General features: G+C 42.2%; 25 protein-coding genes and 1 pseudogene. 10 read left to right on the plus strand and 16 right to left on the minus strand.

The window, feature by feature from the left end:
* Positions 1–63: 63 nt before the first annotated feature.
* The 5 genes from MHH41_RS02115 to MHH41_RS02135 all read right to left on the minus strand — a co-directional run bounded on the left by MHH41_RS02115 (position 64) and on the right by MHH41_RS02135 (position 5452).
* Positions 64–909, minus strand: a complete 846-nt coding sequence (locus tag MHH41_RS02115) for a GAF domain-containing protein (RefSeq protein ID WP_003213998.1) — start codon at positions 907–909, stop codon at positions 64–66.
* Positions 910–1073: 164 nt separating this feature from the next.
* Positions 1074–2450 carry an aspartate kinase gene (locus tag MHH41_RS02120; RefSeq protein ID WP_137055602.1) on the minus strand — a complete coding sequence of 459 codons (1377 nt, stop codon included), beginning with the start codon at positions 2448–2450 and terminating at the stop codon, positions 1074–1076.
* A 174-nt stretch (positions 2451–2624) separates the two neighbouring features.
* Entirely contained in the window at positions 2625–4058 is a 1434-nt protein-coding gene (locus MHH41_RS02125) for an MDR family MFS transporter (protein ID WP_050945497.1), read from the minus strand.
* A 16-nt stretch (positions 4059–4074) separates the two neighbouring features.
* Positions 4075–4941 carry a TetR/AcrR family transcriptional regulator gene (locus MHH41_RS02130; RefSeq protein WP_144495302.1) on the minus strand — a complete coding sequence of 289 codons (867 nt, stop codon included), beginning with the start codon at positions 4939–4941 and terminating at the stop codon, positions 4075–4077.
* A 136-nt stretch (positions 4942–5077) separates the two neighbouring features.
* Entirely contained in the window at positions 5078–5452 is a 375-nt protein-coding gene (locus MHH41_RS02135; protein ID WP_251191126.1) for a hypothetical protein, read from the minus strand.
* Positions 5453–5574: 122 nt separating this feature from the next.
* Here MHH41_RS02135 and MHH41_RS02140 point away from each other — a divergent pair, with 122 nt between their 5' ends.
* The gene (locus tag MHH41_RS02140; RefSeq protein ID WP_050945500.1) at positions 5575–5886 is read left to right on the plus strand and encodes an ArsR/SmtB family transcription factor; all 312 of its coding nucleotides are present in this window, start codon (positions 5575–5577) and stop codon (positions 5884–5886) included.
* A gap of 207 nt (positions 5887–6093) precedes the next feature.
* Here MHH41_RS02140 and MHH41_RS02145 read toward each other — a convergent pair whose 3' ends face one another.
* The 4 genes and pseudogenes from MHH41_RS02145 to MHH41_RS02160 form a co-directional block, all read right to left on the minus strand.
* A complete protein-coding gene (locus MHH41_RS02145) occupies positions 6094–6444 on the minus strand; it encodes a hypothetical protein (RefSeq protein ID WP_310026016.1) in 351 nt (116 codons plus the stop codon).
* A 548-nt stretch (positions 6445–6992) separates the two neighbouring features.
* On the minus strand, positions 6993–7379 hold the full coding sequence (locus MHH41_RS02150) for a hypothetical protein (RefSeq protein WP_310026018.1): 387 nt from the start codon (positions 7377–7379) through the stop codon (positions 6993–6995).
* 30 nt (positions 7380–7409) lie between these two features.
* On the minus strand, positions 7410–8102 hold the full coding sequence (locus MHH41_RS02155) for a cardiolipin synthase (protein WP_340865520.1): 693 nt from the start codon (positions 8100–8102) through the stop codon (positions 7410–7412).
* An 81-nt stretch (positions 8103–8183) separates the two neighbouring features.
* A pseudogene (locus tag MHH41_RS02160) lies at positions 8184–8297 on the minus strand (matrixin family metalloprotease); the annotation flags it as partial.
* Positions 8298–8374: 77 nt separating this feature from the next.
* Here MHH41_RS02160 and MHH41_RS02165 point away from each other — a divergent pair.
* Positions 8375–8686 (plus strand): ArsR/SmtB family transcription factor, encoded by a 312-nt coding sequence (locus tag MHH41_RS02165; protein ID WP_050945503.1) that lies wholly within the window; start codon positions 8375–8377, stop codon positions 8684–8686.
* A 31-nt stretch (positions 8687–8717) separates the two neighbouring features.
* Here the strand turns inward: MHH41_RS02165 and gabR are convergent, their stop codons facing one another.
* Positions 8718–10142, minus strand: coding sequence for a MocR-like transcriptional regulator GabR (gene gabR / locus MHH41_RS02170; protein WP_340865521.1), 1425 nt, complete (start codon positions 10140–10142; stop codon positions 8718–8720).
* A gap of 108 nt (positions 10143–10250) precedes the next feature.
* On the opposite strand from gabR, the gene gabT reads away from it, so the two are divergent.
* The 3 genes from gabT to MHH41_RS02185 are packed head-to-tail and all read left to right on the plus strand — an operon-like array spanning position 10251 to position 14345.
* Positions 10251–11567: a 4-aminobutyrate--2-oxoglutarate transaminase gene (gene gabT, locus MHH41_RS02175; RefSeq protein ID WP_340865523.1), complete on the plus strand. Its 1317-nt coding sequence runs from the start codon at positions 10251–10253 to the stop codon at positions 11565–11567.
* A 20-nt stretch (positions 11568–11587) separates the two neighbouring features.
* Positions 11588–12976: an APC family permease gene (locus MHH41_RS02180; RefSeq protein WP_340865524.1), complete on the plus strand. Its 1389-nt coding sequence runs from the start codon at positions 11588–11590 to the stop codon at positions 12974–12976.
* Entirely contained in the window at positions 12951–14345 is a 1395-nt protein-coding gene (locus MHH41_RS02185; protein WP_253621852.1) for an NAD-dependent succinate-semialdehyde dehydrogenase, read from the plus strand. Before MHH41_RS02180 ends, MHH41_RS02185 begins: the two co-directional genes overlap by 26 nt.
* Positions 14346–14393: 48 nt before the next feature.
* On the opposite strand, the gene MHH41_RS02190 is transcribed toward MHH41_RS02185, so the two are convergent.
* The 3 genes from MHH41_RS02190 to MHH41_RS02200 form a co-directional block, all read right to left on the minus strand.
* The gene (locus tag MHH41_RS02190; RefSeq protein WP_137055609.1) at positions 14394–14990 is read right to left on the minus strand and encodes an NAD(P)H-dependent oxidoreductase; all 597 of its coding nucleotides are present in this window, start codon (positions 14988–14990) and stop codon (positions 14394–14396) included.
* Positions 14991–15187: 197 nt separating this feature from the next.
* Positions 15188–15802, minus strand: coding sequence for a YcnI family copper-binding membrane protein (locus MHH41_RS02195; protein ID WP_003214390.1), 615 nt, complete (start codon positions 15800–15802; stop codon positions 15188–15190).
* A gap of 16 nt (positions 15803–15818) precedes the next feature.
* Positions 15819–17453 carry a copper resistance CopC/CopD family protein gene (locus MHH41_RS02200; protein ID WP_340865525.1) on the minus strand — a complete coding sequence of 545 codons (1635 nt, stop codon included), beginning with the start codon at positions 17451–17453 and terminating at the stop codon, positions 15819–15821.
* Positions 17454–17959: 506 nt separating this feature from the next.
* Here MHH41_RS02200 and MHH41_RS02205 point away from each other — a divergent pair.
* From MHH41_RS02205 to MHH41_RS02225, 5 genes are all read left to right on the plus strand, one after another.
* The gene (locus MHH41_RS02205; protein ID WP_212046378.1) at positions 17960–19402 is read left to right on the plus strand and encodes a PTS mannitol transporter subunit IICB; all 1443 of its coding nucleotides are present in this window, start codon (positions 17960–17962) and stop codon (positions 19400–19402) included.
* Positions 19403–19497: 95 nt separating this feature from the next.
* Positions 19498–19932: a PTS sugar transporter subunit IIA gene (locus tag MHH41_RS02210; RefSeq protein WP_335364929.1), complete on the plus strand. Its 435-nt coding sequence runs from the start codon at positions 19498–19500 to the stop codon at positions 19930–19932.
* A gap of 1 nt (position 19933) precedes the next feature.
* A complete protein-coding gene (locus tag MHH41_RS02215) occupies positions 19934–21055 on the plus strand; it encodes a mannitol-1-phosphate 5-dehydrogenase (RefSeq protein WP_340865527.1) in 1122 nt (373 codons plus the stop codon).
* Between the two features lie 97 nt (positions 21056–21152).
* Positions 21153–22901, plus strand: coding sequence for a methyl-accepting chemotaxis protein (locus MHH41_RS02220; protein ID WP_340865528.1), 1749 nt, complete (start codon positions 21153–21155; stop codon positions 22899–22901).
* Positions 22902–23128: 227 nt separating this feature from the next.
* Entirely contained in the window at positions 23129–23521 is a 393-nt protein-coding gene (locus MHH41_RS02225; protein ID WP_034664057.1) for a RidA family protein, read from the plus strand.
* Between the two features lie 31 nt (positions 23522–23552).
* On the opposite strand, the gene MHH41_RS02230 is transcribed toward MHH41_RS02225, so the two are convergent.
* From MHH41_RS02230 to MHH41_RS02240, 3 genes are read right to left on the minus strand one after another with little or no spacing between them, the layout of a single operon-like run.
* Complete coding sequence (locus MHH41_RS02230) at positions 23553–23792, minus strand: DUF2651 family protein (RefSeq protein WP_003214096.1); 240 nt, start codon at positions 23790–23792, stop codon at positions 23553–23555.
* Between the two features lie 25 nt (positions 23793–23817).
* Positions 23818–24111 carry a DUF5316 family protein gene (locus tag MHH41_RS02235; protein ID WP_003214359.1) on the minus strand — a complete coding sequence of 98 codons (294 nt, stop codon included), beginning with the start codon at positions 24109–24111 and terminating at the stop codon, positions 23818–23820.
* Between the two features lie 24 nt (positions 24112–24135).
* Positions 24136–24513: a VOC family protein gene (locus MHH41_RS02240; RefSeq protein ID WP_003214168.1), complete on the minus strand. Its 378-nt coding sequence runs from the start codon at positions 24511–24513 to the stop codon at positions 24136–24138.
* Positions 24514–24522 lie beyond the last annotated feature (9 nt).

Here is a 24522-nt window from a genome sequence, read left to right on the forward strand (position 1 = left end):
TTTAAAAAGAAGAAAAAGGGCTAAAATAAACATCATTTTAGCCCTTTTTGTATATATCATTTCTTAATCCATTTTGGTAAACGTCAACCCAATATGAGCAAGTGCCTGCGGCAAGTCTTTCCGAATGGTGATGTCTTTAAATGAAATATTCGATTGAATCGCACTTAAAGCAAGATCTTGCTTAATCCCTGTTAAAACAGCCGAAATCCCTAAAAGTCTCAGCGTTTGTGCATAGCTGACCAGATATTGAATGCTCTGTTCATTCAGGCGTTTTGTTCCCGATACATCAATGACCAAATGAGAGAGCGACAGCCTATAGCTTTCCTGTAAAATGGTTTCTAATATATGCTGAGCACGTGTCTCCTCGATATCACCAAGTAGAGGAAGCACAGCGACACCGTCAACAACTGGGACGATCGGTACAGATAATTGCTGAATCTGCCGGTTGGCACGGTCTAGTTCGAGGACGTAGCTTAATAGAGAAGCCATCGTTTCAAACATATGCACATGCTCTTCTGTGAATTGCTGCGGTCTTAAATCAAGCCCGCAAATCGTTCCGTAGTTCGTACCATCTGTAAAATCAATCGGCACTCCGATGAATGATCCGCCTTGAAGACGTTTCGTAACTTCTAAGTATTTAGAACGATCATCCAATGATATATCAGGGATCACAAGCGTATCCTGATGATCAACCGCCAGCTTGCAAAATGTCTTCTCGTAAGGAATTTCTTCTCCTTCTTCAAGAAGCTGCTCGTCATGATTTAGCACCTTGACAATCTGATTGGTGGTTTGATCGTTTTTAGCAATAAACAGTGTATTCACATCAGTGAATTGACTCATCATATTTAGAATACTCGTAGAAGCATCATGAAAATTGCGAAACTGTTTTAATAGTTGTTGACGAGGCATTGTTTTAGGACTCCTTGTAGCTCCGATCATAGGCCGGAACAATAGTTGGTTTGTCTCTATCATACAAAATCAAACGAGAAATAGATATACTTTAATGCGCGAATCCATGTGAATCGGGTGAGAACAAAAAAGACTGCCGATCCTGGGATCTGGCAGCCTGCTGATTAAAGAGAGACAGGGACGGTAGACATAGAGAAAAATTCCTCATACAACGCTTGAACGGCTTCTTTTTCTTGAGCCGCTTTGACGCCAAACATCATGCTGACCTCTGAAGATCCTTGATTGATCATTTCAATATTGACCTTCGCTTTTGACAGCGCCTTTGCTGCTCTTGCTGTGGTGCCAACATTGTGACGCATCGCTTCTCCTACAATCATAATGAGGGAGAGATTCGGCTCTAACACGACCTCATCTGCATCAAGCACGAGCTTTAAGCGATCGAGTAGCTCTTGTTCAATATGCTGCTCCTCCAGCTGATCCTGCCTTAAAATAATGTTCATATCATCAATGCCAGAAGGGACGTGCTCATACGTAAGCCCGTATTCCTCTAACGTTTGCAGCACCTTACGCCCAAATCCGACTTCTCGGTTCATCAAATATTTGCTAATATAAATGCTGCAAAATCCGCTGTCTGAAGCGATTCCGACAACGGGTCCATTTGTATGATCCCGCTGGTTCACAATTTTTGTGCCTTTTGCCGAGGGATTATTGGTGTTTTTAATCTGCACAGGAATGCCTGCACGGAAGGCCGGAATGAGTGCTTCATCATGGAACACAGAAAAACCAGCATAGGACAACTCGCGCATTTCCCGGTACGTTAGCTCTGTAATCTCCTTCGGCTCATGAACGATCGTTGGATTGACAGCGTAGACAGCATCCACATCTGTAAAGTTTTCATACACATCTGCCTTCAAACCGTTTGCCAAAATGGAACCGGTAATATCGGAGCCGCTGCGAGAAAAGGTGACAATGTCTCCCGATAGACTAAAGCCAAAAAAGCCAGGGAATATGATGATGCCAGAGCGCTCTCTTAATTTATACAAATGATCATATGACTCCGGAAGGACTTGCGCTTGACCAGGCTCATCGCTCACAAATAAACCAGCTTCCTTTGGATTCACATAGTGAGCTTCGACACCTTGGTAGCGGAAATAGGCGGCAATGAGTTTTGCGTTATTGTCTTCACCGCTTGCTTTGATGGCATCAAGATATCGCTCAGGATGAGACGTATCTGCCTGTAAGAGGGTATCTAGATCTTGCCGGATGGTGTCAATCACGTTATGACTTAACCCGAGTTCATCCGCAATCGAGGCATACCGCTTGATGACGGCTTCCTGTAAATCGTGTGCTTCGCCTAAACGTAAATATTGCTCACCACAGCTAATTAATAGATCGGTGACCTTCGTATCCGTTGAATGCCGTTTTCCTGGTGCGGAAACAACGACTGCTTTTCGAGCTGGATCTGCTGTTACAATGTCAAATACCTTTTGCAGCTGCTTGCCAGAGGCAAGTGAACTGCCACCAAATTTAACGACCTTCAATGCATACATCTCCTATAGTAAAAATTTTCTCACAAATTGAATAGTTCCTATTATCAACTCTTTTCTTCAAATTATCAAGGTTTTTCTTCACTAGAAATACAAATGTGTTTTCAGAGAGGACGGTATAGCGTGAGTATATGAAAAAAGAGCCGGCAATATGCCGAGCTCTTTTTCTTATGAAGAAGATGATGAGGAAGATAGCTCCTGCTTCATCACTTTATTATTGCGTTTTTCCTTTAAGAAAAAGGAGAGGACAAGCCCAATGACCGCAATCAGACCAGAAATGAAGAATGACGTATTCATTCCATGAACGGCTGATTTTAATGGGCTGGCTAATTCTGCATTTGCAGCAGAGCTGCTCATGATGGAGACAAGCACAGCCGTCCCAATGGAACCGCCCATTTGTCTCATCGTATTATTCATCGCTGTCCCATGCGGGATCAAATGAGGCGGTAAAGAGTTGATACCTGCTGTTGTCAGCGGCATCATGATCATCCCAACCCCGATTAAGCGAAGCGTGTAAGCGACCGTAATGAGGGCGATCGATGAATCAAGGGTGAGCAGCATAAATGGCAAGGTCGTCACGGTAAGTATCGTAAACCCGCCTAATGCCAGCCCTTTTCCGCCGACTTTATCAAAAATCCGTCCAATAATTGGTGAGAGGAGCCCCATAAAGAGAGCACCTGGCAATAAGATCAGTCCTGTATCAAGAGCAGACAACCCTCTGACATTCTGCGTATAGAGCGGCAGAATCGTCTCTGTCCCAATCAATAAAGCAAAGACAAGCATCCCAAGAAAGGTCGTCAAGCTAAAGATTGCAAACTTAAAGACACCAAATTCAAGCATCGGCCTTGTCAAATTCGACTGGCGCAGAATAAAGAAGAACAAGCTCACAGCGCCGACAATCAACGAAATGAGGACAGTGGCACTTGTCCAGCCGTATGTGCCAACACTAGAAAATCCGTAAAGCAGTCCGCCGAAACCGAAGGACGACAAGATGACAGATAAAACATCAATACGTGTCTCTCTTTGCTGCGTTACATTTTTCATTAAGAAGAAAGCAAGAATGAGATCAATGATACCGATTGGCAGAACAATATAGAACAAGAACTTCCAGCTGAAGGAATCAACAATCCAGCCGCCAAGTGTCGGTCCAAGAGCTGGTGCGAAAGATATGACAAGTCCGACCATGCCCATTGCCTGCCCGCGTTTTTCTTTCGGGAAAATGGTTAAAAAGATCGTTTGCATCAGCGGCATTAAAATTCCTGCGCCAGCTGCCTGCACAATACGCGCTGCAAGTAATACAGGGAAATTCGTTGCGAATGAAGCAAGAATTGTACCGGCTGTAAAGATGCTAAGCGCTGTTAAAACTAAAGAACGGCTTGAAAATTTCTCGATTAAGAAAGCCGTGATCGGGATGAGAATCCCGTTTGTCAGCATAAAGGCTGTGGTGAGCCACTGTCCTTTGCTGACATCAATATTGAATTCCTCCATGATATGTGGGATCGCTGGTATGAGCAGCGTTTGGTTTAAAATCGCGACGAATGCCCCAACGAGGAAAATCCCCACAATCACAGATCGATTATACGATGTTGTAGATTGGTTCATGTTATCCCTTCTTTATCTATAAGATGATGCTTTTCAGCTGTGACACGTTTTGTGATAAAACGCTGTTTTTGCCTAAATAATCGAGTAGTGAGCTGATTAAAAAGGTTCTCGGTTGATCCTTTGATAATTCTTCACTTAGCAGTTCAAACGCAGACAGGAGATCGTCCTTTTCTTCCCCGTTTGACAGTGTGTGAAGCTCTTGTTTGATCTTCGTTAAGTACGAGATGACAAGCTTTTCTTCATCATATTCGTCCTGTGTGGAAAGCAAATAAGAGTCCATCAGCTGATCTGTTAGCACAGGCTCAATAGAGCAGGGCTTTTTCGATACACGATCCATCACACCGATAATCATTTCGGCGGCATTTTCTAATTGGATGTTCTTGCGCTCAATCGCCAACATTAAGATGAATTCTCTCATTAATCCGTTGAGGACAATGACAAGATCCCAGACGTAAGGCGCAACAGATTCACCATATGTGCTTAAAATAATGTCTCTGTGGCGCTGCATGATAATAGAGCGTGTTTCTCGTAAATGCTTAATGACAATGGGCGAATGCTGTGAAAAAGCTTCAAAGGACAGCATATTCAAAAATTTATGATTCTCTTTAAACTCTTCAAGCTCAAGCTTGATCTTCTTTGTGAATTTTTCCTTTTTGGACAGCGACGTTTCTGAATGAATGATTTGAGAAATCTCTCTCATTTTGCACTGATTGTATTTAATCAGTTCTAATAGAAGAGCTTCCTTTGAATCAAACAGCTTATAAATAGACGCTTTTGATATTTTACAGGCATCGGCAATTGACTGCATGGAGACACTCATATAGCCTTTTTGAGAAAATAATTTCTTCGAAACCCGCAAAATCTCTTCTTGCTTTTCATTCATCTTCATAAGTCCTTTCCGATCGGCAAAACCATATGGTCACAATGGAAACCGAGTGGTCACTTTTGCAATGATAACAAAACCAATGACCTATGACAAGAAAAGAAACTTAAAAAACACCTATCTTATGACAGGTGTTTTATCCTTCTGCATGTGCGGCATATATGATGATCTGTCCGTTAAGTTCGGCGATCAAAAGGTCTTTTCGCTCCTTTACAGAGTAAATCGCTGTCCCTTTTTTCAGCTGGGAAGCTGTGCCGTGATTAAAATGTTCGGCAGCTGTTTTCTGAATCACACCTAATTGCTGATCTTTAGTGACGGTTAGTTGATGGGTCCAATCTACATTTGCTTCATAGACAGTTTTTTCCCATTGAAATAAATCTGCCTGTTCATCGAGAGCTAATAACTCTTCTGCATTAGGTGGTTTAGATTCGGCATACCGGACGGATTGGCATCCACATAAGCAAATGGCGAGTAACATCATACATAAGTAAGTCCATATCTTTCGTGTCAAATGAGGTCCTTCCCTTCAAGAAAGCTTGTATATGGTCATAGTCGTTTGCGAAGGATGTATCGTTACTTTATGAGGCGAGTAAGAAAATTGTATGTTGGCACAAAATACGATACATTTATCGTATGAATAATCCAATCTATCCAACCCAAGAAGACATGAGACTGATTTCTGTGCTGCACGCTTTGGCTGATCCTGTCCGTTTAGAAATTGTCCGCTGTTTAGCGGAAACGGGGGAGAGGACATGCGGCACGTATGAGATGAATATTGCCAAATCCACGCTGTCACATCACTTCAAAGTGCTGAGGGAGGCAGGCATTGTGAAAGTGAGAATTGATGGAAAACACCGCTACTATTCTTTAAGAAAACAAGACATCGAGACCGCTTTTCCTGGGCTCATGTCATCCATTCTAGCCGTAGATAAAGAGCGGTGGTAAGCCAGCTGTCTGTGAAGAGCAGCTGGCTGTTTTATTTCCCGAAAACGGCTTCATACAGCCGTTTCATATCCGAGGACGAGTGGAACAAAACCTGCCTGATGCTCCGGCAATTGCTCATCAAGGGCAAAACGGTCTAAGTGTTCTCAACAATGAAACTAGGGTAAATTCAATTTGTTTGCCCATTGAACTCGAATTCTATTGGTAAATCTATGACCTCCACTTTCTTCCTCCATCTTTTTGAACAAGTAAGGACAAGCTTATTAAAAGCATAGCCATGCCTAGTACTAAAAAATATAGTGGCATCGCAAAGACTGTTCCGTTATGGAACACACTCATCCCATAGATGATAGCGCTGACGATTAAATAATAACCTAAGCTAAATATCGCACCAGCAGAACCAATGACGTCTTGAAAGTCAATGAGCGCTAAGCTTAAACAGTTTGGTAAAGCCGTACCTGTACCAAATAAAATAATGAACACACTAACAAGCATTGTTGACATTTGTAAAGAAATCGGTAAGAAATGTACCGATGTAGCTAGCAATGTACCGATGAGCATAATGGCTAACCCTACATAACGAAATGACTCTTGACAAGAAAATCACTTTATATCTTAAGATAAATGGAGATACAGCTATGATGTCAACTTATCAAATACTAATATCCAAAGTGAGTGTCAGTGCATTTTGTTCGAAGTCACTAGAATGTTATCTATGAAAAATTTAAATATCACTTGATACAATATAAATCAATTTCATTCATTGTTATTTTTCTTACAATAGTATAAGTACAGGTATGTGATAATAGCGTCCAGCAATGAAAAAAAGGCGTTATCATGAGCAAGTCCCGTAAGGATGCTCTCTGATAATGCCTAAATGTAATATTCTAGATCATTTTTAAAATTAGAAATGTTTTATAACTATTCTCCGACAAACACTATATTAATTGGAAGATGAATCATCAAGTGAAATTTATAACAATGACTGAATTCAATTAAAATTAATAATCAATCGCCCGAATGAGTTTCAACACCCTTACTTTCCATGATCATTATATCGATGATGGAGTAGTCTCTGGAGTTCAATATTCTTATTTCAGATTAGCGAATCATCCTTCTGTAAGAGCATAATATTTTTTTATTTGTCCATCCACTTCAGCTATCAAAATGTCATCTCTTTCGTTTACTGAAAAAATCACAGTCCCTTTTTGTAGGATAGATGCAGTGCCGTCTTTAAAAGAGCTATTTGCTGTATTCTTAATTGTCCCTACTTTTTTCTTTTTCGTTAACGTCAATTTGTTTACCCAATCGATATTAGTTTTATAGACTGTTCCATTCAGCTGAAAAATATCAGCATCTTTTTCAAGTGCTAAAACTTCGGCAGCAGTCTGCTTTTTTGACACTACTTTTTCGTTATTTTCTTCTGTTTGACAGGCAGTTAACACCGAAATAATTGAAATAAAAATAAATAATGTAAATACTTTCTTGATAATCAATTTTATACCTCCTTTTAATATTATTGTATTCTAATTTTGGCTTATTTCAATTATTTTTTCTTTTATCGAATCAAACTTGTCCCCTGAAATGTTATCTATAACTTGTTGATGAATGTCGTTAGTAACTGTAATATTTTGTCCACCTAAATTTTTATTGAAGGAGAGATTTTCTTTTTGAAGATCAGTTAAGTTACTTTGTAGAATAGCAATGTCTTCTTCATTAAATTTAATAAGATACGGTTCAAGAGATCCGAAATAGTTCCCAGTGTTTCCTTTTTGTAAAAAGGCAATGTATTTTTGGTTTAATTCTGGTTTAATATACAAAGGATCTTTATTTGTAACAGTATATACTTGCTTTTTTGATGCATCCTTAATTAAAATTCCTTCATCGGAAATTATCTCATCTCCTGATGTGACTTCAATTGGTACAGTTTCCGAATAGCGATGGTTAATTTTGATGATACTTTCACTATTACCTTTTAGGGTATCTTCTACTTTAAATTGATAAAGATGGCCTTCAGTAAATTCGGAAGGTTCAGAGGAACCAGACATGTTCCAACTTTTAAGTAATTTCTGATAGTGACCTACAACTATAACATCAGATTGTAATACCATCTCTTCAATACCATCAGCAACATTAAAATCTTTTGAAAGTAAAATAGTATTTTTTTTAGAGTCTGATTCCAGTTCATTTTCTTTAGGTAAGTGAATAGGATAATACATGTAAATTGTAACGAATAATATTAGTGAGATAAAAATAAATAATATTTTTTATACTTAATCATTTAATTTCCTCGCATTTCTTTATTTATAAATATTCTTTACTCCATTAATATCATCTTTTTGAGGAGTGGTCATTTTATTTCTATTTCTTTCGGAATTCATTATAGAAGTTCCGGTGGTATGAGCTATCCCTATTAATTGAAGTTCCAATATGTGTATCGTTACTTGTAAATGAGATTGTTTGTGAGAAAAAAATAAGATAAATTTTACGTATGACGAATCCAAACCATCCAACCCAAGAAGACATGAGACTGATTTCTGTTTTGCACGCATTGGCTGATCCAATTCGGTTAGAAATTGTCCGCTGCTTAGCAGAAGCGGGGGAGAGGACATGCGGTACGTATGAGATGAATATTGCCAAATCTACGCTTTCCCATCACTTCAAAGTGCTGAGGGAGGCAGGCGTCGTGAAAGTGAGGATTGAAGGGAAACACCGCTACTATTCTTTAAGAAAAGAAGATATCGAGACCGCTTTTCCTGGACTCGTATCATCCATTCTAGCTGTAGATAAAGAACGGTGGTAAGCCAGCTGTCTATGAAGAGCAGCTGGCTGTTTTATTTCCCATAAATCGCCTCATACAGACGTTTTACCGCCGGCTCAATATCCTCTGGTCTCATATGAGAGAAGCCGAGGACGAGCGGAACAAATCCTTCCTGATGCCCCGGTAATTGCTCATCAAGGGTAAAACGGTCCATTCCATACATTTTCAGCTTTCTTTCTTTGGCTCGCTGTAAAATCTCATGCTGCGTGCGGTTTGAACGGAACTCTGCGATAAAATGAAGTCCAGCATTTTCCCCAATAATCCGCACGTTGTCAGCAAACACCGTGTCGAGCTCTTCAATGAGTTGCTTCCGCTTTTCCTCATATAAACCATTCATTTTTTTGATATGTCGCTGATACGCCCCATCCTTTATAAAATGAAGAAGGGTGTATTGTGTAAAAAGGTTGGCTGTTTGAATGAAGAAGTGCTGTTCTTCTTTATAACGTCTCAATAAATGCTGCGGGAGCACCATGTAACTTAGCCTTAAGCCTGGCAGCAATGATTTTGAAAAGGTTCCCATATAAATCACTTTGTCATATCGATCCAAACTTTGCAGTGCTGGAATGCTGTCAGTCCCATACTTGAATTCACTGTCATAATCATCCTCAATGATATAACGGTCATGCTCATCGGCTGCCCAGTTTAAGAGCTGAATCCGCCGGGAAATTGGCATAATCACCCCTGTTGGGAATTGATGTGAAGGGGTAATGATCAACACATTCGGCTCTTTCTTCTGAATGTCACTCATCCGCACTCCTTTTTGATCAATGCCAATCGTTTCAATTCGGTGATGATTGTTTTTTAGCATTTGATAGAGCCGGCGATAGCCAGGGTTTTCTAACCCGTATACTTGATCGGCTGGAAGAATGCTTGATAACGAATGGATAAGTGACTGCGTGCCTGCACTTAAAATGAGCTGTTCTGGATAGCATTTGACTCCTCGTGCAAGCCCGATTAACCGAGCAATTGTTTCTCGAAGCTCGTACACGCCTTGTGGATGCGGAAGCTCACCAAATGCTTCTTGGTGGAGACTGATCGCCTTTTGTTCACTTTTCAGCCAGCTTTTAAAAGGAAAATTGGCTGTATCAACAGAGATATGTGAAAAGGAATACCAATCGTCTCGTGCAATCGGCTCTTCCTTTAAATCTGCTGGAAGAGAAGAGGGTTTCAGCTGACCTGACTCATGAAATGTTTCGAGTGATTCCACGAAAAAACCTTTGCGTTCAACCGAATATAAATATCCTTCGGCAAGCAGCTGCTGATATGCGCCATTCACTGAATTGACGCTGACATTTAATGTATCGGCTAACTCGCGTTTTGAAGGTAATTGATCGTGCGGCTGAAGGTTTCGATTTAAAATTTCACCTTTAATTTTCGAGTATATTTGATGATAAATAAATCCGTTTGCCCCTGTTTGATCTAGTTGAATTGTCAGCATTTTTTCATTCCTTCCTCTCTGGTACCATGAAAAAAATGATATTGGTACTTTCTATCATACCAAAAAATATTCAGAATAATAAAAAAGACATAAAGGGGATGGATGACAATGAGTCAAACGACAACAAACCGTTTTTCAACTGAGGAATGGCAGGAGAAAAGAGATCAATACGTCGCAAGAGGCGTGAGTAATGGCAACCGTCATCTTGCAGCAAAAGGGAAGGGAGCCGAGCTGTTCGATATCGATGGGAAACGTTTTATCGATTTTGCCGGTGCTATCGGTACGTTAAATGTAGGGCATTCACATCCAAAGGTTGTGGAAGCCGTCAAAGCACAGGCAGACAGTCTGATTCACCCAGGATTCAACGTGATGATGTACGAATCGTATATTGAATTAGCTGAAAAGCTATGCCGCCTCACACCAGGCGATCATGACAAGAAAGCCATTTTTCTCAATTCAGGCGCAGAAGCCGTTGAAAATGCGGTGAAAATTGCACGTAAATATACGAAAAGACAGGCCGTTGTCTCGTTTACAAGAGGCTTCCACGGCAGAACGAATATGACGATGAGCATGACGAGTAAGGTCAAGCCATATAAATTTGGGTTCGGACCATTTGCGTCAGAGGTGTATCAAGCGCCATACCCGTATTACTATCAGAAGCCAGAAGGGTTAAGCGATGCAGCCTACGATGAGTACATCATTGATCAATTCAATCAATTCTTCGTCGCTGCCGTTGCACCAGAAACCGTTGCGTGTGTGGTCATGGAGCCAGTCCAAGGGGAGGGCGGATTCATTGTACCATCGAAGCGTTTTGTTCAGCATGTCGCTTCATTCTGTCAGCAGCACGGGATTGTCTTTGTAGCAGATGAGATCCAAACAGGCTTTGCGAGAACAGGGAAATATTTTGCGATTGAGCACTTTGATGTGGTGCCTGACTTAATCACGGTGTCAAAATCACTTGCAGCTGGCCTGCCGCTGAGCGGTGTCGTCGGCAGAAAAGAACTGCTTGATGCGGCAGATCCAGGGGAGCTAGGGGGAACATATGCAGGAAGTCCATTAGGCTGCGTGGCAGCACTAGCGGTTCTTGATATTATTGAATCAGAACAACTAAATCAACGATCTGAGCACATCGGACAAGTCATTGAGGACAAAGCGAATGAGTGGAGAAGTAAGTACTCATTCATCGGGGAAGTACGCCGATTAGGGGCAATGGCGGCGATTGAAATTGTGGAAGATCAAACAACGCGTACACCAGATAAGAAAACAGCCGCAGCGATTGCAGTCTATGCAAACAAGCACGGACTACTCTTATTAACGGCAGGGATTAATGGGAATATTATTCGCTTTTTAACACCACTTGTCATCACAGATGAGCTGCTTCATGAAGGACTAGGGATCATCGAGGACGCCTTCAAAGCACGCTAAACAACAAAGGGGATGGTTGTATGCAAAAACAACAAATGGCAAAAACCATGTCGCAGTCTGACGTACTGTTTTTATCCATTGGTGCAATGCTTGGATGGGGCTGGGTTGTACTTTCGGGAGATTGGATTTTAACAGCTGGATTTTTAGGCAGTGTGATTGCCTTCGTTATAGGCGGTATTCTCGTCATTTTTATTGGACTGACGTATGCTGAGCTTTCGTCTGCGATTCCAGAGACAGGCGGAGGGCTCGTCTTTGTCCAGCGGGCATTTGGGATGAAATCAGCGTTCGTCTCAGCATGGGGCGTATTGTTTGGTTATGTGTCCGTCATTACGTTTGAGGCTGTTGCCTTGCCGACAGTTATTGATTATGTGATTCCAACACAGCATGTTGGCTTCCTATGGAATATAGGGGGATGGGACGTTTATTTCACATGGGTATTGATTGGTTCTGGCGGTGCACTGTTTTTAACAGCACTGAATTACATTGGGGCAAAGCCCGCAGCCATTTTTCAGTCTGTGTTCACAGTAGCGATTATTTTGACAGGCTTTCTCCTTTTAGGCGGCGCGACTTTTAATGGAGATTTTGCAAACCTTGAGCCAATGTTTCAAGGCGGGGTTGGCGGGCTTATGGCCGTATTAGTCATGATTCCTTTTTTATTCGTTGGGTTTGATGTGATTCCGCAAGTAGCCGCAGAGATTAATGCGCCAAAGAAAATCATTGGGAGAATTTTAATTATCTCCATCGTGAGTGCGGTCGTATTTTACCTACTTATTGTCTTTGGGGTAGCTGCGGGGCTATCAAAAGGACAGCTTGAAGCCTCTTCATTGGCGACAGCAGATGCCATGGTGCAGCTTCTCGGTCATCAAGCATTTGGGACAGTGCTTGTCATTGGCGGTGTAGCAGGGATTGTGACGAGCTGGAATGCTTTTATTATCGGTGCAAGCCGTATTCTATACGCGATGGCGGAAAGAGGCATGATTTCCAAATGGTTTGCGTATATTCATCCAAAGTATAAAACGCCGACAAATGCTATTTTATTTCTTGGTGCTATGGCCTTTTTCGCTCCATTATTAGGGCGCCCTGCTCTCGTATGGATTGTCAATGCAGGCGGTGTCGGGATCATCGTCGGGTACTTAATTGTGTCCATTGCCTTTATGAGACTTCGCAAAGTAGAACCAGAGCTTGAGCGTCCGTACCGCATTAAGTATTGGCGAACGACAGGCGTTTTAGCCATCGGGCTGAGTCTCCTGTTTCTTTCATTTTATTTTCCAGGGATGCCGGCCTCCTTATCATGGCCAGCTGAATGGATATTGCTTTTAGGTTGGGCACTCATTGGGTATATACTATATGTAATGAATCCAAGAACGAAGGAGACGGTAGAGCATGACAAACGAACTCAAAGTGTATAATCCTGCAACAGGAGAAGAAATTGCTTCAGTTGCTCAGCATACAAAAGAACAGATCGAAGACGCCATTTCGCGCTCACATCAAGCATTCAAAGTATGGGCAAAAACGTCAGCGCATGAACGTGCCAATATCATTCGCAAGTGGTTTGATCTCATGATTGAACATAAAGAAAGGCTCGCAAAAATCATCACGGAAGAAAACGGGAAGCCGTATCAAGAAGCATTAGGCGAAATCGTTTATGCGGCTGGATATATTGAATGGTACGCAGAGGAAGCCAAACGAATCTACGGCAGAACCATTCCGTCACATACGACGAACAAACGCCTTTTTGTCACAAAGCAGCCAGTTGGACCTGTTGCGGCCATTACACCGTGGAATTTCCCAGCAGCCATGATCACGAGAAAGGCAGCACCAGCACTTGCAGCGGGCTGTACGTTTATTGTGAAGCCTGCTGAAGATACGCCGCTGACGGCTATTGAACTTGTGAAATTAGGCCACGAAGCCGGAATTCCAGAGGATGCCCTGCAATGGGTGGTTGGAGATGGAAAAGAAGTCGGTGAAATATTCACAGATAGTCCATTGATTCGCAAAATCACGTTCACAGGCTCAACGCCGGTCGGAAAGCATTTGATCAAAAACAGTGCAAGTACAGTCAAGCACGTATCAATGGAGCTTGGTGGTCATGCCCCGCTCATTGTAGACAAAGATGCCAACCTTGAACTAGCTGTCAAACAAGCAGTGGCATCTAAATTCCGTAATGCAGGACAAACCTGTGTTTGTGCCAACCGCTTAATTGTGCATGAAGACATTCATGAAGCATTTGCTCAAGTCTTTAGCAAAGAGGTCGAAAAGCTGAAAGTGGGAAATGGCTTTGAAGAGGGCACATCCATCGGCCCAATTATCAACAAGCGTGGCTTTGATAAAATTGTCAGCCAAATTCAAGATGCAGTCGATAAAGGGGCGAAAATCCTTGTCGGCGGAGATACGCATTTCGATGATGACAAGTCGTATTATTTTGTCCAGCCAACGGTTCTCACACATGTGGACCCTTCCATGAACATCATGCATGAAGAAACCTTTGGACCAGTGGCACCGATTACGACGTTCAAAACGCTAGATGAAGCGATTGAATTAGCGAACGATACACCTTTTGGTCTTGCAGCTTATTTCTTTACAGAAAATTATCGAAACGGCCTCTACATCTCAGAGAATCTTGATTACGGGATTATTGGCTGGAATGATGGCGGCCCATCGGCTGTTCAAGCACCATTCGGAGGAATGAAAGAAAGCGGAATTGGCCGTGAAGGCGGCATCGAAGGGATCGAACCTTATTTAGAAACCAAATATGTATCCATTGGTTTAGACGAATAGACGTGAAAAAGACTGTCCGAATAAGGAATCTCGGCAGTCTTTTTTATGTTAAACAGCCGGCGGAAAAAGCTGCTCCACCGTTTCTTTTGTTTCTTTCAGAATGTCGTGGATGTAATCTGCTGGTGCCTGCTCCATGCTGCTGAACAAAAGTCGTTCAACAGGCTCAACACCAATAAAATTGAAGACTTCTGTATCTGATGTCATTCGGTGGGAAGCGGAAACGATCCGGTTAGAGTCAAGAAAGGTCCTTGGAGCATCGTGCGTGTTGATAATGACCCCTTTTTTGTGCCGAAGCAGGTTTTCAATAGCCCCATGCTCATTGATTTGATAAGCGAAGCCCTCAGAAAAAACGCGTTCTACATAGCCCTTTAGCATAGCGGGTAAGCCTGTCCACCAAATGGGGAAAATAAACGTTAGGACATCTGCTTGCTGAATTAGCTTCTGCTCTGTTTGAATGGCAATTGGGACATCTCCCCGTTTGATCGCAGCCTTTTCCAAGATGCTTAGTTCTGGTGAAAAACCAAGAGCATAAACATCACGAACAGTCACTTTATGACCATTGTTCAAAAGAGTGCTGACAACAAGATCTAATAAGGTTTGATTTAAGCTTTGCTGGGGATGAGCAAATATAATTAGATGGTTCATCTTATAGCCTCCTAGGTGGTCATGTGTCTCATTATGGCATGCGTCATCATCCTATTCAATCCTATATTGGTAATAATAGGTTGGGAAAATGGAGGTTGATCGTCCAAGCTTGCAGGCAAAGCCTTGCATCTCGTGTTCAGGCAAGGTGGAAAGAAACAAAGCGATCGTTTCCGTGAAAACGATCGCTTACGAATCAATTATTTCTTTCTAAAAGCAAGCACAAGCGCAATCAGTGCTACGACTAGAGCAGCAATGGACAACCCTAGCACAAGTGGTGAAGAAGAATTGGAGGCTGTTTCAGATGCCTTTTCTTCTTTTGGTTTTTCTTGACCATGTGAATCCGTTACCGTATTAGATGCGACAATGTTTGTGATCGAATGCGGCTTATCAGCATCTTGATCGCCAGTCCATTCAACGACCGTTCCATCCTTATAATATTGATACGCATCCCATGCAGCTTCGCCTGCTTTTTCAGGGTTTTTCGCTACAAAAACGAATTGCTGGAACTGTCCGGCAAGCACGCCTTTACCCGTTGCTTCCCAAGTCACTCTTGTTACCTTGCCATCTTTTTCTTCAGTTGACGTTTTCCATCCAGAGACTGGCTCATATTGTTGGAATTCGACGCCTTTAGGTATTGTCAAGACAACCTTAGTCGTTGGGCTGTCACTCTCAGAAGGAACTTTTAACGTATAGGTTTCCCACGCATTTGTCGCAGACGTATCAGGTTTGACTGTGACGTGAGCACTTACAGGAATCGCCAATAAAAATGAAGCGAGAAGCATTGGTAATAAAGCTTTAACGTATTTTTTCATATGGTATGAACTCCTTTTAGTTTCTTCTAATAAATGTGGTATCAATATTTTCAAAAGAACCAGTTAACGCATGGATGTCAATTTTCCAAGTACCTTTTTCATTTAACAAGAGGTTTTCAGCAGAGTAATGACCATTTTTTAATCGTTTCAGCTGAAATTCACTCGGTTTCTCTTCACCGAATAAGGTGACTTTATGGATCTTGGCTGACACAGATTGAATATCAGTAATCGTTTGTCCATCCTTCTTCGTAAATGCGACCTCGAATGTGTTTTTGCCCGGGGCATTAGGGGTAATGCTCATGGACACAATGTCACGATGCTCCACTTGGTTTGCGCCGAAGAACGGCTCAGGTGCAGGCGGAGGAGGGCTCGGGATATTGGTGAATACAGCTGTTAATAACAAGATAGCGATTCCGATGATCCACTCAGCTCGTAACGAAACGTTTTGTTTCTGTTTCTTTTCCCATCTTAGCATCAAGTAATGGACAAGCCCAAGAAGGCCCATCAAGATAAATAAGCCAAGCTTGATTAAAAAGGTTCGTCCGTATGCTGATTCGAAAAGAGCATCAAACGATTGCAAAATAAAGATCGCATTTACAAATCCTGAAAACACAATGAGTCCAACAGAGAGCAGTGCCCAAGGGTGAAACGCTGTTAACGTATTCCGTAAGAGCGGCTGATCTTCATTTGGCAGCTTCTTCAACAATAAAAGCACAATGGCTGTTAAACCACCGACCCAGATTGATGCAGAAACGAGATGGATGAAATCAAGTGACGTTGTCAGTATTTTATTATCCGTTGCTGCTGGATGTCCGATTTGTGCCTTCAGCCAGAGAAGTACTGCGAATAGGAGCAGTGGAAACAACCATACCCGAAAAGAAGTGAAATCCCCTTTTTTCATCGCAACTAGGCTCCAAATGGTTAGAAGCACAAATGACACCATGAGCATCATCCACAAACTACCGCCAGAAGTCGATGCAATGGTTTCTTGTAAAAGCGCTGGCTGAAATGCTCCCCCAAAAGACACGTCTGCTGCTGATTTTGTTTGAATCGGCAGCTGGAACACGAGTGCTCCGCCCATCATGACCAGTGACAATGTCAAAAGCCATTTCATTCGTTTCGCTAATACAGGTGAAATGGCTGCTTTAAACCAAAACAGTCCAAACAAAATGGTCCCGAGAAATAAGCTAAACGACGTATAAAGAAAGGCTTTGTCAATGGTTGAGGCAACATCGATGGATTCATTCGTTTGACCTTGATCTAATTGGTCAAAACCGCCATCCGCTTTGCCAATACTAAATGGGATCATGCCAGAGACAGAGTGTCCGTCTGCTGATACCGCATTCCATTGAATGGTGTAAATTCCCTTTGGTAAATCCTTTTTTAAAGCTGCTTCCATGATTTTTTGATCTTTGATGACCGTATCTCCTTGATCCACACGATCCCCTTTTGCATTTAGCACCTTAATGGCATGAAATCCACTTTCAATTCCTTCACTAAATGTGATAGAGACCGAAGGAGGCTGCTTCTCCAGCTCTTCATTTGCTGCTGGATTCGAGCTGACGACGTATGCATGGGCAAATGCTTCCTTTGGAATGAAAAAAGCAAACGTAACGATAAGGAGCAGAAGCCACTTACTATGTTTCAACAAGTGTATAACCGCCTTTCTACCTATGAAAATGTCTCATGTATCAGAAAGAAAGCGGCAGTAAACTGTGAGTCACAGAAAAAACCGCTCCTCCTATTGTGCCGCTCACTCTAAAAGGTAAACGAAACAAACAGCAAGATGGTTCACTTTTTCTGTGTCATGTCTGCGCAGACATTTCTTGATTGAATAGGTTTGATCATGTATAAGCCTATTCGATTTAAGAAGAGGAAACAAGAAGTGACGATTTGAAAGTTGTGAAATTCCAATGAATTTTGCGTCAAAACCACGGCACATCAACTTTTTTACTCTATTTGTCCTATGCTCTGACAGAGAATTCACATCATATTTCAATTTTGTCACACACTAAGTGACAAAGTGACATTTAGTTTCAATTGAAGGGAAAGTGAAAGCGTTTTACGATAAGGTTAAGGGCTTCACTGACACTTGTTCTTATATCTTTTGACCTATAAAGCCCTAAATAAAGGGAAAGAAGAAAGGAGTTTTCATAGATGCAGGAAAAAAGCGGATTCCGCGTAAAAGTACAGCGCTTTGGAAGCTATTTAAGCGGCATGATTATGCCGAATATTGGAGCATTTATCGCTTGGGGACTCATTACGGCCTTATTCATTCCGAGTGGCTATTGGCCAAATGAACAATTAGCTTCACTTGTTGGCCCAATGATCAACTACTTACTGCCGCTCTTAATTGGTTACACAGGCGGTAAACTCGTATACGACCATCGAGGCGGGGTACTCGGTGCAACTGCGACGATTGGGGTCATTGTCGGTTCGGACATTCCAATGTTTTTAGGTGCCATGATCATGGGACCACTTGGCGGTTACTTGATTAAGAAAATTGATCAGCTCTTCAAAGATCGAATCAAATCGGGCTTTGAAATGCTTGTGAATAACTTTACGGCAGGGATTTTAGGTGCCATTCTTGTCGCGATTGCCTTCTACGCCATCGGACCAGTGGTACTTGGTCTAAATAAAGCCCTTGCGGCAGGTGTAGATATCATTGTGAATGCACATTTGCTTCCGCTAGCAAGTATTTTCATTGAACCAGCGAAAGTCTTGTTCTTAAACAATGCGATTAACCAAGGAATTTTAGGTCCTTTAGGAGTAGAGCAAGCGGCGAAGACAGGGCAGTCCGTTCTGTTCTTGCTTGAAACAAACCCAGGGCCAGGTTTAGGTGTTCTACTTGCATACATGTTCTTCGGAAGAGGGAATGCAAAGCAGTCTGCACCGGGTGCGATTGTCATTCAATTTTTAGGAGGAATTCATGAGATTTACTTCCCGTACATCTTAATGAAACCAAAGCTCATTTTGGCGGTGATTGCAGGGGGAGCGAGCGGCGTTCTGACCTTTACCCTGTTAAATGCAGGCTTAAAGGCTGTGCCGTCACCAGGAAGTATTATCGCTCTCATGCTGATGTCACCAAAAGGCGGACATCTTGCTGTTCTAGCAGGTGTTGTCGTGGCTACCGTCGTCTCATTCCTTGTCGCTTCTGTGATTTTAAAAGCTTCAAAAGCAGTTGACGAAGACTTAACAGCAGCAACAGAAAAAATGCAGGACATGAAAGGGAAGAAAAGCGCAGCCGCCTCTGCTCTTACAGCACAAAAAGAAGACGCTGAAGCAAATGAGCAAGCAGCATCTCCAAGTGATGTCAATCCAGATGATGTGAACAAAATCATCTTTGCCTGTGATGCAGGAATGGGCTCAAGTGCGATGGGCGCATCCATCTTAAAGAATAAAGTCAAAAAGGCAGAGCTTGATATTGATGTGACAAACACATCCATCAGCAACATTCCAAATGATGCTGATGTGGTCTTCACTCATAAAGATTTAACAGACAGAGCCAAGGCAAAATTGCCAGGCGCTGTGCATATCTCAGTTGATAATTTCTTAAACAGCCCGAAATACGATGAGCTAATTGAGAAATTGAAAAAATAACATGGCGAAACGGGTTGAGTTCAATTTTTCTTCATTGAACTCCCCGTTTTGGTTGTTTTCCTGATTTTCCATTCTAAAAAAAGGTGTGATCATTCATGAAACAAGTACTATCAAAAGACAATATATTTCTAAACGAACAAGCAGGCTCGAAAGAAGAAGCCATTAAAAAAGCAGGCGAAGTCCTAGTGGCAAATGGCTATGTCACAAGTGATTATGTTGACAAAATGTTTGAAAGAGAAAATATCTCGTCTACATTTATGGGCAACGGGATTGCGATTCCTCATGGAACAGAGGATGCGAAAGCAGCTGTCCTTCATTCTGGGATTTCCATCATTCAAATTCCAGGTGGCGTTGAATACGGCGAAGGAAATATCGCCAAAGTCGTCTTTGGTATCGCAGGTAAAAACAACGAACATCTCGATATTCTTTCTCAAATTGCGATTGTCTGTTCAGAAGAGGAAAATGTAGAACGCATCATCCATGCAAAGGATCAGGATGAATTGATCGCCATCTTTAACGAGGTGAACTAACATGAAGGCACTTCATTTTGGAGCAGGGAATATTGGCAGAGGGTTTATCGGTTCTTTGTTAAAAACATCAGGCTTTGAGCTTGTCTTCACTGATGTAAATGAAGCGGTCATCAACGAGCTGAATGCAAGAGGAGAATACACGGTTGAACTCGCAGCACCAGGTCAGAAGCAAGAAGTAGTCGGTCCAGTGACAGCGATCAATTCTGCACAAGACCCAGCGGCATTAACAGAGGCGGTGGCATCAGCCGATTTGATTACAACAGCTGTTGGACCAACCGTTTTGAAGATCATTGCTTCATCGATTGCTGAAGGATTGAAACAGAAAAAGCCTGACCATATCATCAACATCGTGGCATGTGAAAATATGATTGGAGGCAGCTCTCATTTAAAAGAAGCCGTTTTCTCTCATCTAACAGAAGAGGAACAAGAAGCGTTATCAAAAACAGTTGGTTTTCCAAACGCTGCTGTGGACCGCATTGTGCCGATTCAGCACCATGAGGACATTTTAAAAGTATCAGTCGAGCCATTTTTCGAATGGGTCATTGATGAGGCTGGCTTTATTGGGGACGTTCCTCAAATTGACGGAGCGACCTTTGTACAAGATTTGACGCCGTATATTGAGCGCAAGCTCTTTACTGTCAATACAGGACATGCACTAGCGGCTTATGTCGGGTATCAGCAAGGCGTTCAAACGATTAAAGAAGCCGTCGATACACCAGAGATTCGCCAGGTGGTTGAAGGTGCACTGCACGAAACGGGCAGTTATTTAATCGACACTTATGGCTTTGAAAAAGAAGAACATGATGCGTATATTCAAAAAATCATCAAACGATTCGAGAATGCTTTTATCTCCGACGAAGTCACTCGCGTCGCACGCTCTCCTCTTAGAAAGCTAGGAGCAGATGACCGTTTAATCGGACCGGCGAAAAAGATCAAGCAGCCAGTGTACTTAATCAAAGGCATTGCTGCAGCTCTTGCTTATGACTTCGCCGAAGACGAAGAAGCGGTTCGTTTGCAGGCATTAAGAAAAGAAAAAGGCATTGAAGGTGTGCTGGAAGAAGTATGTGGCCTCACGCCAGCAGATGATCTCTATCAAGCCATTCTTAAAGAAACAGCTCGATAATTAGAAAATCCCTTTCCAACGAGTGAAAGGGATTTTTTGATGACTTTTTAATACTTTACCCCGTTTGTCGATATATGAAGTAAGGGGGAATTTGTATATGAAAAGGAAAATGTTTGCGTCAAGGAGTGTCTTTTTTCAATTAATGTCTGCCATTATCGTCATCACGATCTTAACCGGCGGACTTGTTGGGACAACGGGGTATTTATTAGCGAAACATGTCTTAATTGATGCGGGGAAAGCAGATTTAAAGCACATTGTCAGCGGAGCAATGGCTACACTTGAACAGTTGAATGATCGTGTAGAGAAAAAAGAACTGACGATTGAACAGGCACAGGAACAAGCCCGCATTTACTTGAGCGGGCCAAAAAATGACAACGGGAAAGGGTACCAATTTCAAAAGTCAGATTTTATCTATAAAAATAAAGGCTATCTTGTCGCATATGGAGCAGATTATTCCTCTCAAGTCCATCCTGTCAATGACATTGGTGTCATTCCAGATAACACGACCAATCGTGAAAAAATGGTCGCTGGAGCCAAATCAGAAGGCGAGGATGCACACTATGTGACCTATTTAGATAAGGACGATGCCACTGGGGAAGAAAAGCAAAAGCTTGCCTATATGAGCCAGTTCACGCCCTGGAATTGGAGTATCGGCATTGCCGTCTTTCAGGATGAATTTTATAAAGAATTAGAGCAGATGAAGCTCTATATCATGCTCATTACAGCAGGTGTCGCTCTTCTCAGCCTTGGCGTCTTTTATTTAGCTGCTCGAGGAAAGGTCAGACTGCTCAAGCAAGTCACTGCTGCTTCAAAAGAAATTGCGGAGGGGAATATTGAACGCACGAGTTTAAAAGAAACAACAGATGAAATTGGACAGCTGGCAAAAGGCTTTAATCATATGTCAGGAGAACTCCGGACACTTGTAAGCGGTCTACAGGAAACGAGCAGTCAACTCGTCGAATCAGCCACAGATTTATCAGCAATATCTGAAGAAACCTCAGCTAGCAGTGAAGAGATTGGCCGAGCGATTGGTGACATATCGACTGGAACGCATCATCAGGCATCTGACCTTGATGTAGCCAATCAACAAATGACCCAGTTCAATCAATCGATTGAGAACGTCAAAGAACAAAGTGACCAAATTAAACGAATCTCTGACCAATCGAATCAATCTTCGCAGCAGGGCCAGCAAATTGTTCAGCAATTAAAACAATCAAATGAACAATCCATTCAAGCGTCTCAAGGCATTAGAGCAGGCATTGAGCAATTAAGTACAAAAGTACAGGATATCTCTAAAATTACAGATACGATTGAAAGTATTTCAAATGAGACGAATTTACTTGCGCTGAATGCCAGCATAGAAGCAGCACGCGCAGGAGAGCACGGTAAGGGCTTCTCGGTTGTGGCGAGTGAAGTGCGGAATTTAGCAGAGCAGACAAAACAATCAGCAGTGCAAATTCAGCAAATGGTACAAGGCATTAAAGAAGAAACGACGGCAACAGCCGACATGATGTCAAACACAATGGATCGTTTCGCTGAGTTAGATGACGCGGTACATGCAACAGAACATGAATTCAATGCCATCTCTACGTCGATTTCACAAACCATCGTTGAAACAGACGCCATGGCAAAAGAGCTGAATGCATTACTAGAGCAAAACGACCTCATCACAAAAGCCATGCAAGGCGCAGCCCATATTTCTCAGGAAAATGCCGCTGCGATCGAAGAGATCACCGCATCCACAGACGAACAAGTGACAGCCATATCCAATGTGGCAAAAGCAGCAGAAAGGCTCAATGAACTAAGCATACGATTGAATCACGATATTGCGCGCTATCGTCTATAAACCATTTTGACTGAACGTCTCGTTTCAGGTACTATATAGATAATCAAAACCTTGCTCACGCAATCAAAAGGGAGTGTTCCGGTCATGAAAAAGAAAATATTGATGTTCTTACCTTGTGGCTATGGATACTCCACTGCTGTTTTCTTTTAGGATAGATAGAAATTGGTGAAGTCTGTCTACATGAAGAGAAATCTAGCAGAAAAATCAAAGTGAGTGAGGGAAATCATATGGAAAAAATCACAAGAAAAAACCCAGAAAGTATGCCGAAGCCCGTTGGCAGCTATAGTCATATCACAAGAGTACCAAAGGGCGCGGGATTATTTGTTACATCGGGTCAAGTCGGAACAGATATCGATGGACAGGTACCATCAAGTTTAAACGACCAGGTAACCAATACGTTTGAAAATATCAAAAAAATCCTTGAATCAGAAGGTTTGAATGAAGAGCATGTCATCAAGGTCAATATATGGGCAACAGAAGAAATCGACTGGGATCATCTATATCCTCAGTGGGATACGATCTTCAAAACAGCTTACCCATCAATGACGGTTGCTTATGTATCAGCTTTAGGATGGCCTGAGCTGAAAATTGAAATTGAGCTATGGTGCGCCGATATATGATCAAAAAAAGAACAGTGCAAACTGTTCTTTTTTACTTGAACCGAAACCGCTTTGTCATCCATGCAGCGATCAACGTAAAGACGGTGTAGATGATGACCCAAATGAGAAAGGATTCATCCCCGCCAATGTATGTGTACATGAGAATGACGCTGGCTAACAGGACAATCAAAGTCGGCATCCAAACATTCTTCAAAAGCATTGTGCCAAAAATGCCAATCAGCACAGAAAGAATAGGGAAGCCAAATACAACGAATAAAATAAAAACAGCCATATGACGAACTCCTTTTAACAAGTGTTTACATTAAAAAATAAAAGATCGACACTGCCATGTGCGGAAGTGCAAAGATCATCATGAGAAAGGCCGTATCCAGACGCCACATGCGGTGTTCTTTCGTTTCAGAATGATAGGCGGCTCTTGTTTCATTTCCACTTGTCCAAGCCCCCATTAGAAGCCCAGACATCATGATCCCGATAATAGAGATTCCACCACTGACCCATCCTATCCACTCATGGTGCTGCAAAATAATAGCGGCACTGCAAATCACAATCATCGAACAAACACCGGCGATAAAGGCATGTTTTTTTCTCATACTGGTTCACTCCTTTAAACAGGATTAGGAGACGGCATCACATATTTCAATGAAATGACCATCAGGATCAGCGACATAAGCGACGGTTTGACCCCATGGTTTTTTTGCAGGTTCTTTGATGATCGAAACCCCTTTTTCCTTCATTGATGCAATGGTTTGTTCCACATCATCCACAACAAATCCAATCTCAAACGTTTGCGAGGATTGATTTGCTTCAGGGACAGGCAATCCAAGTGCATCTTTGACATCCTGACGCGAGTTAATCGATAATGTCACGTCCCCCGTGTCAAACTCAACATAGGATTCAACCCTGAGTTTCATAGGAAAGCCAAGTACATGTTGATAAAAATGAATACTTGCCTCAACATCGTTTACATATAGAATGGTATATTTCATTTTCATGTGAAAAAC

The organism is Bacillus sp. FSL K6-1145, assembly GCF_038003425.1.
Classification (GTDB): Bacteria; Bacillota; Bacilli; order Bacillales; family Bacillaceae; genus Bacillus; species Bacillus pumilus.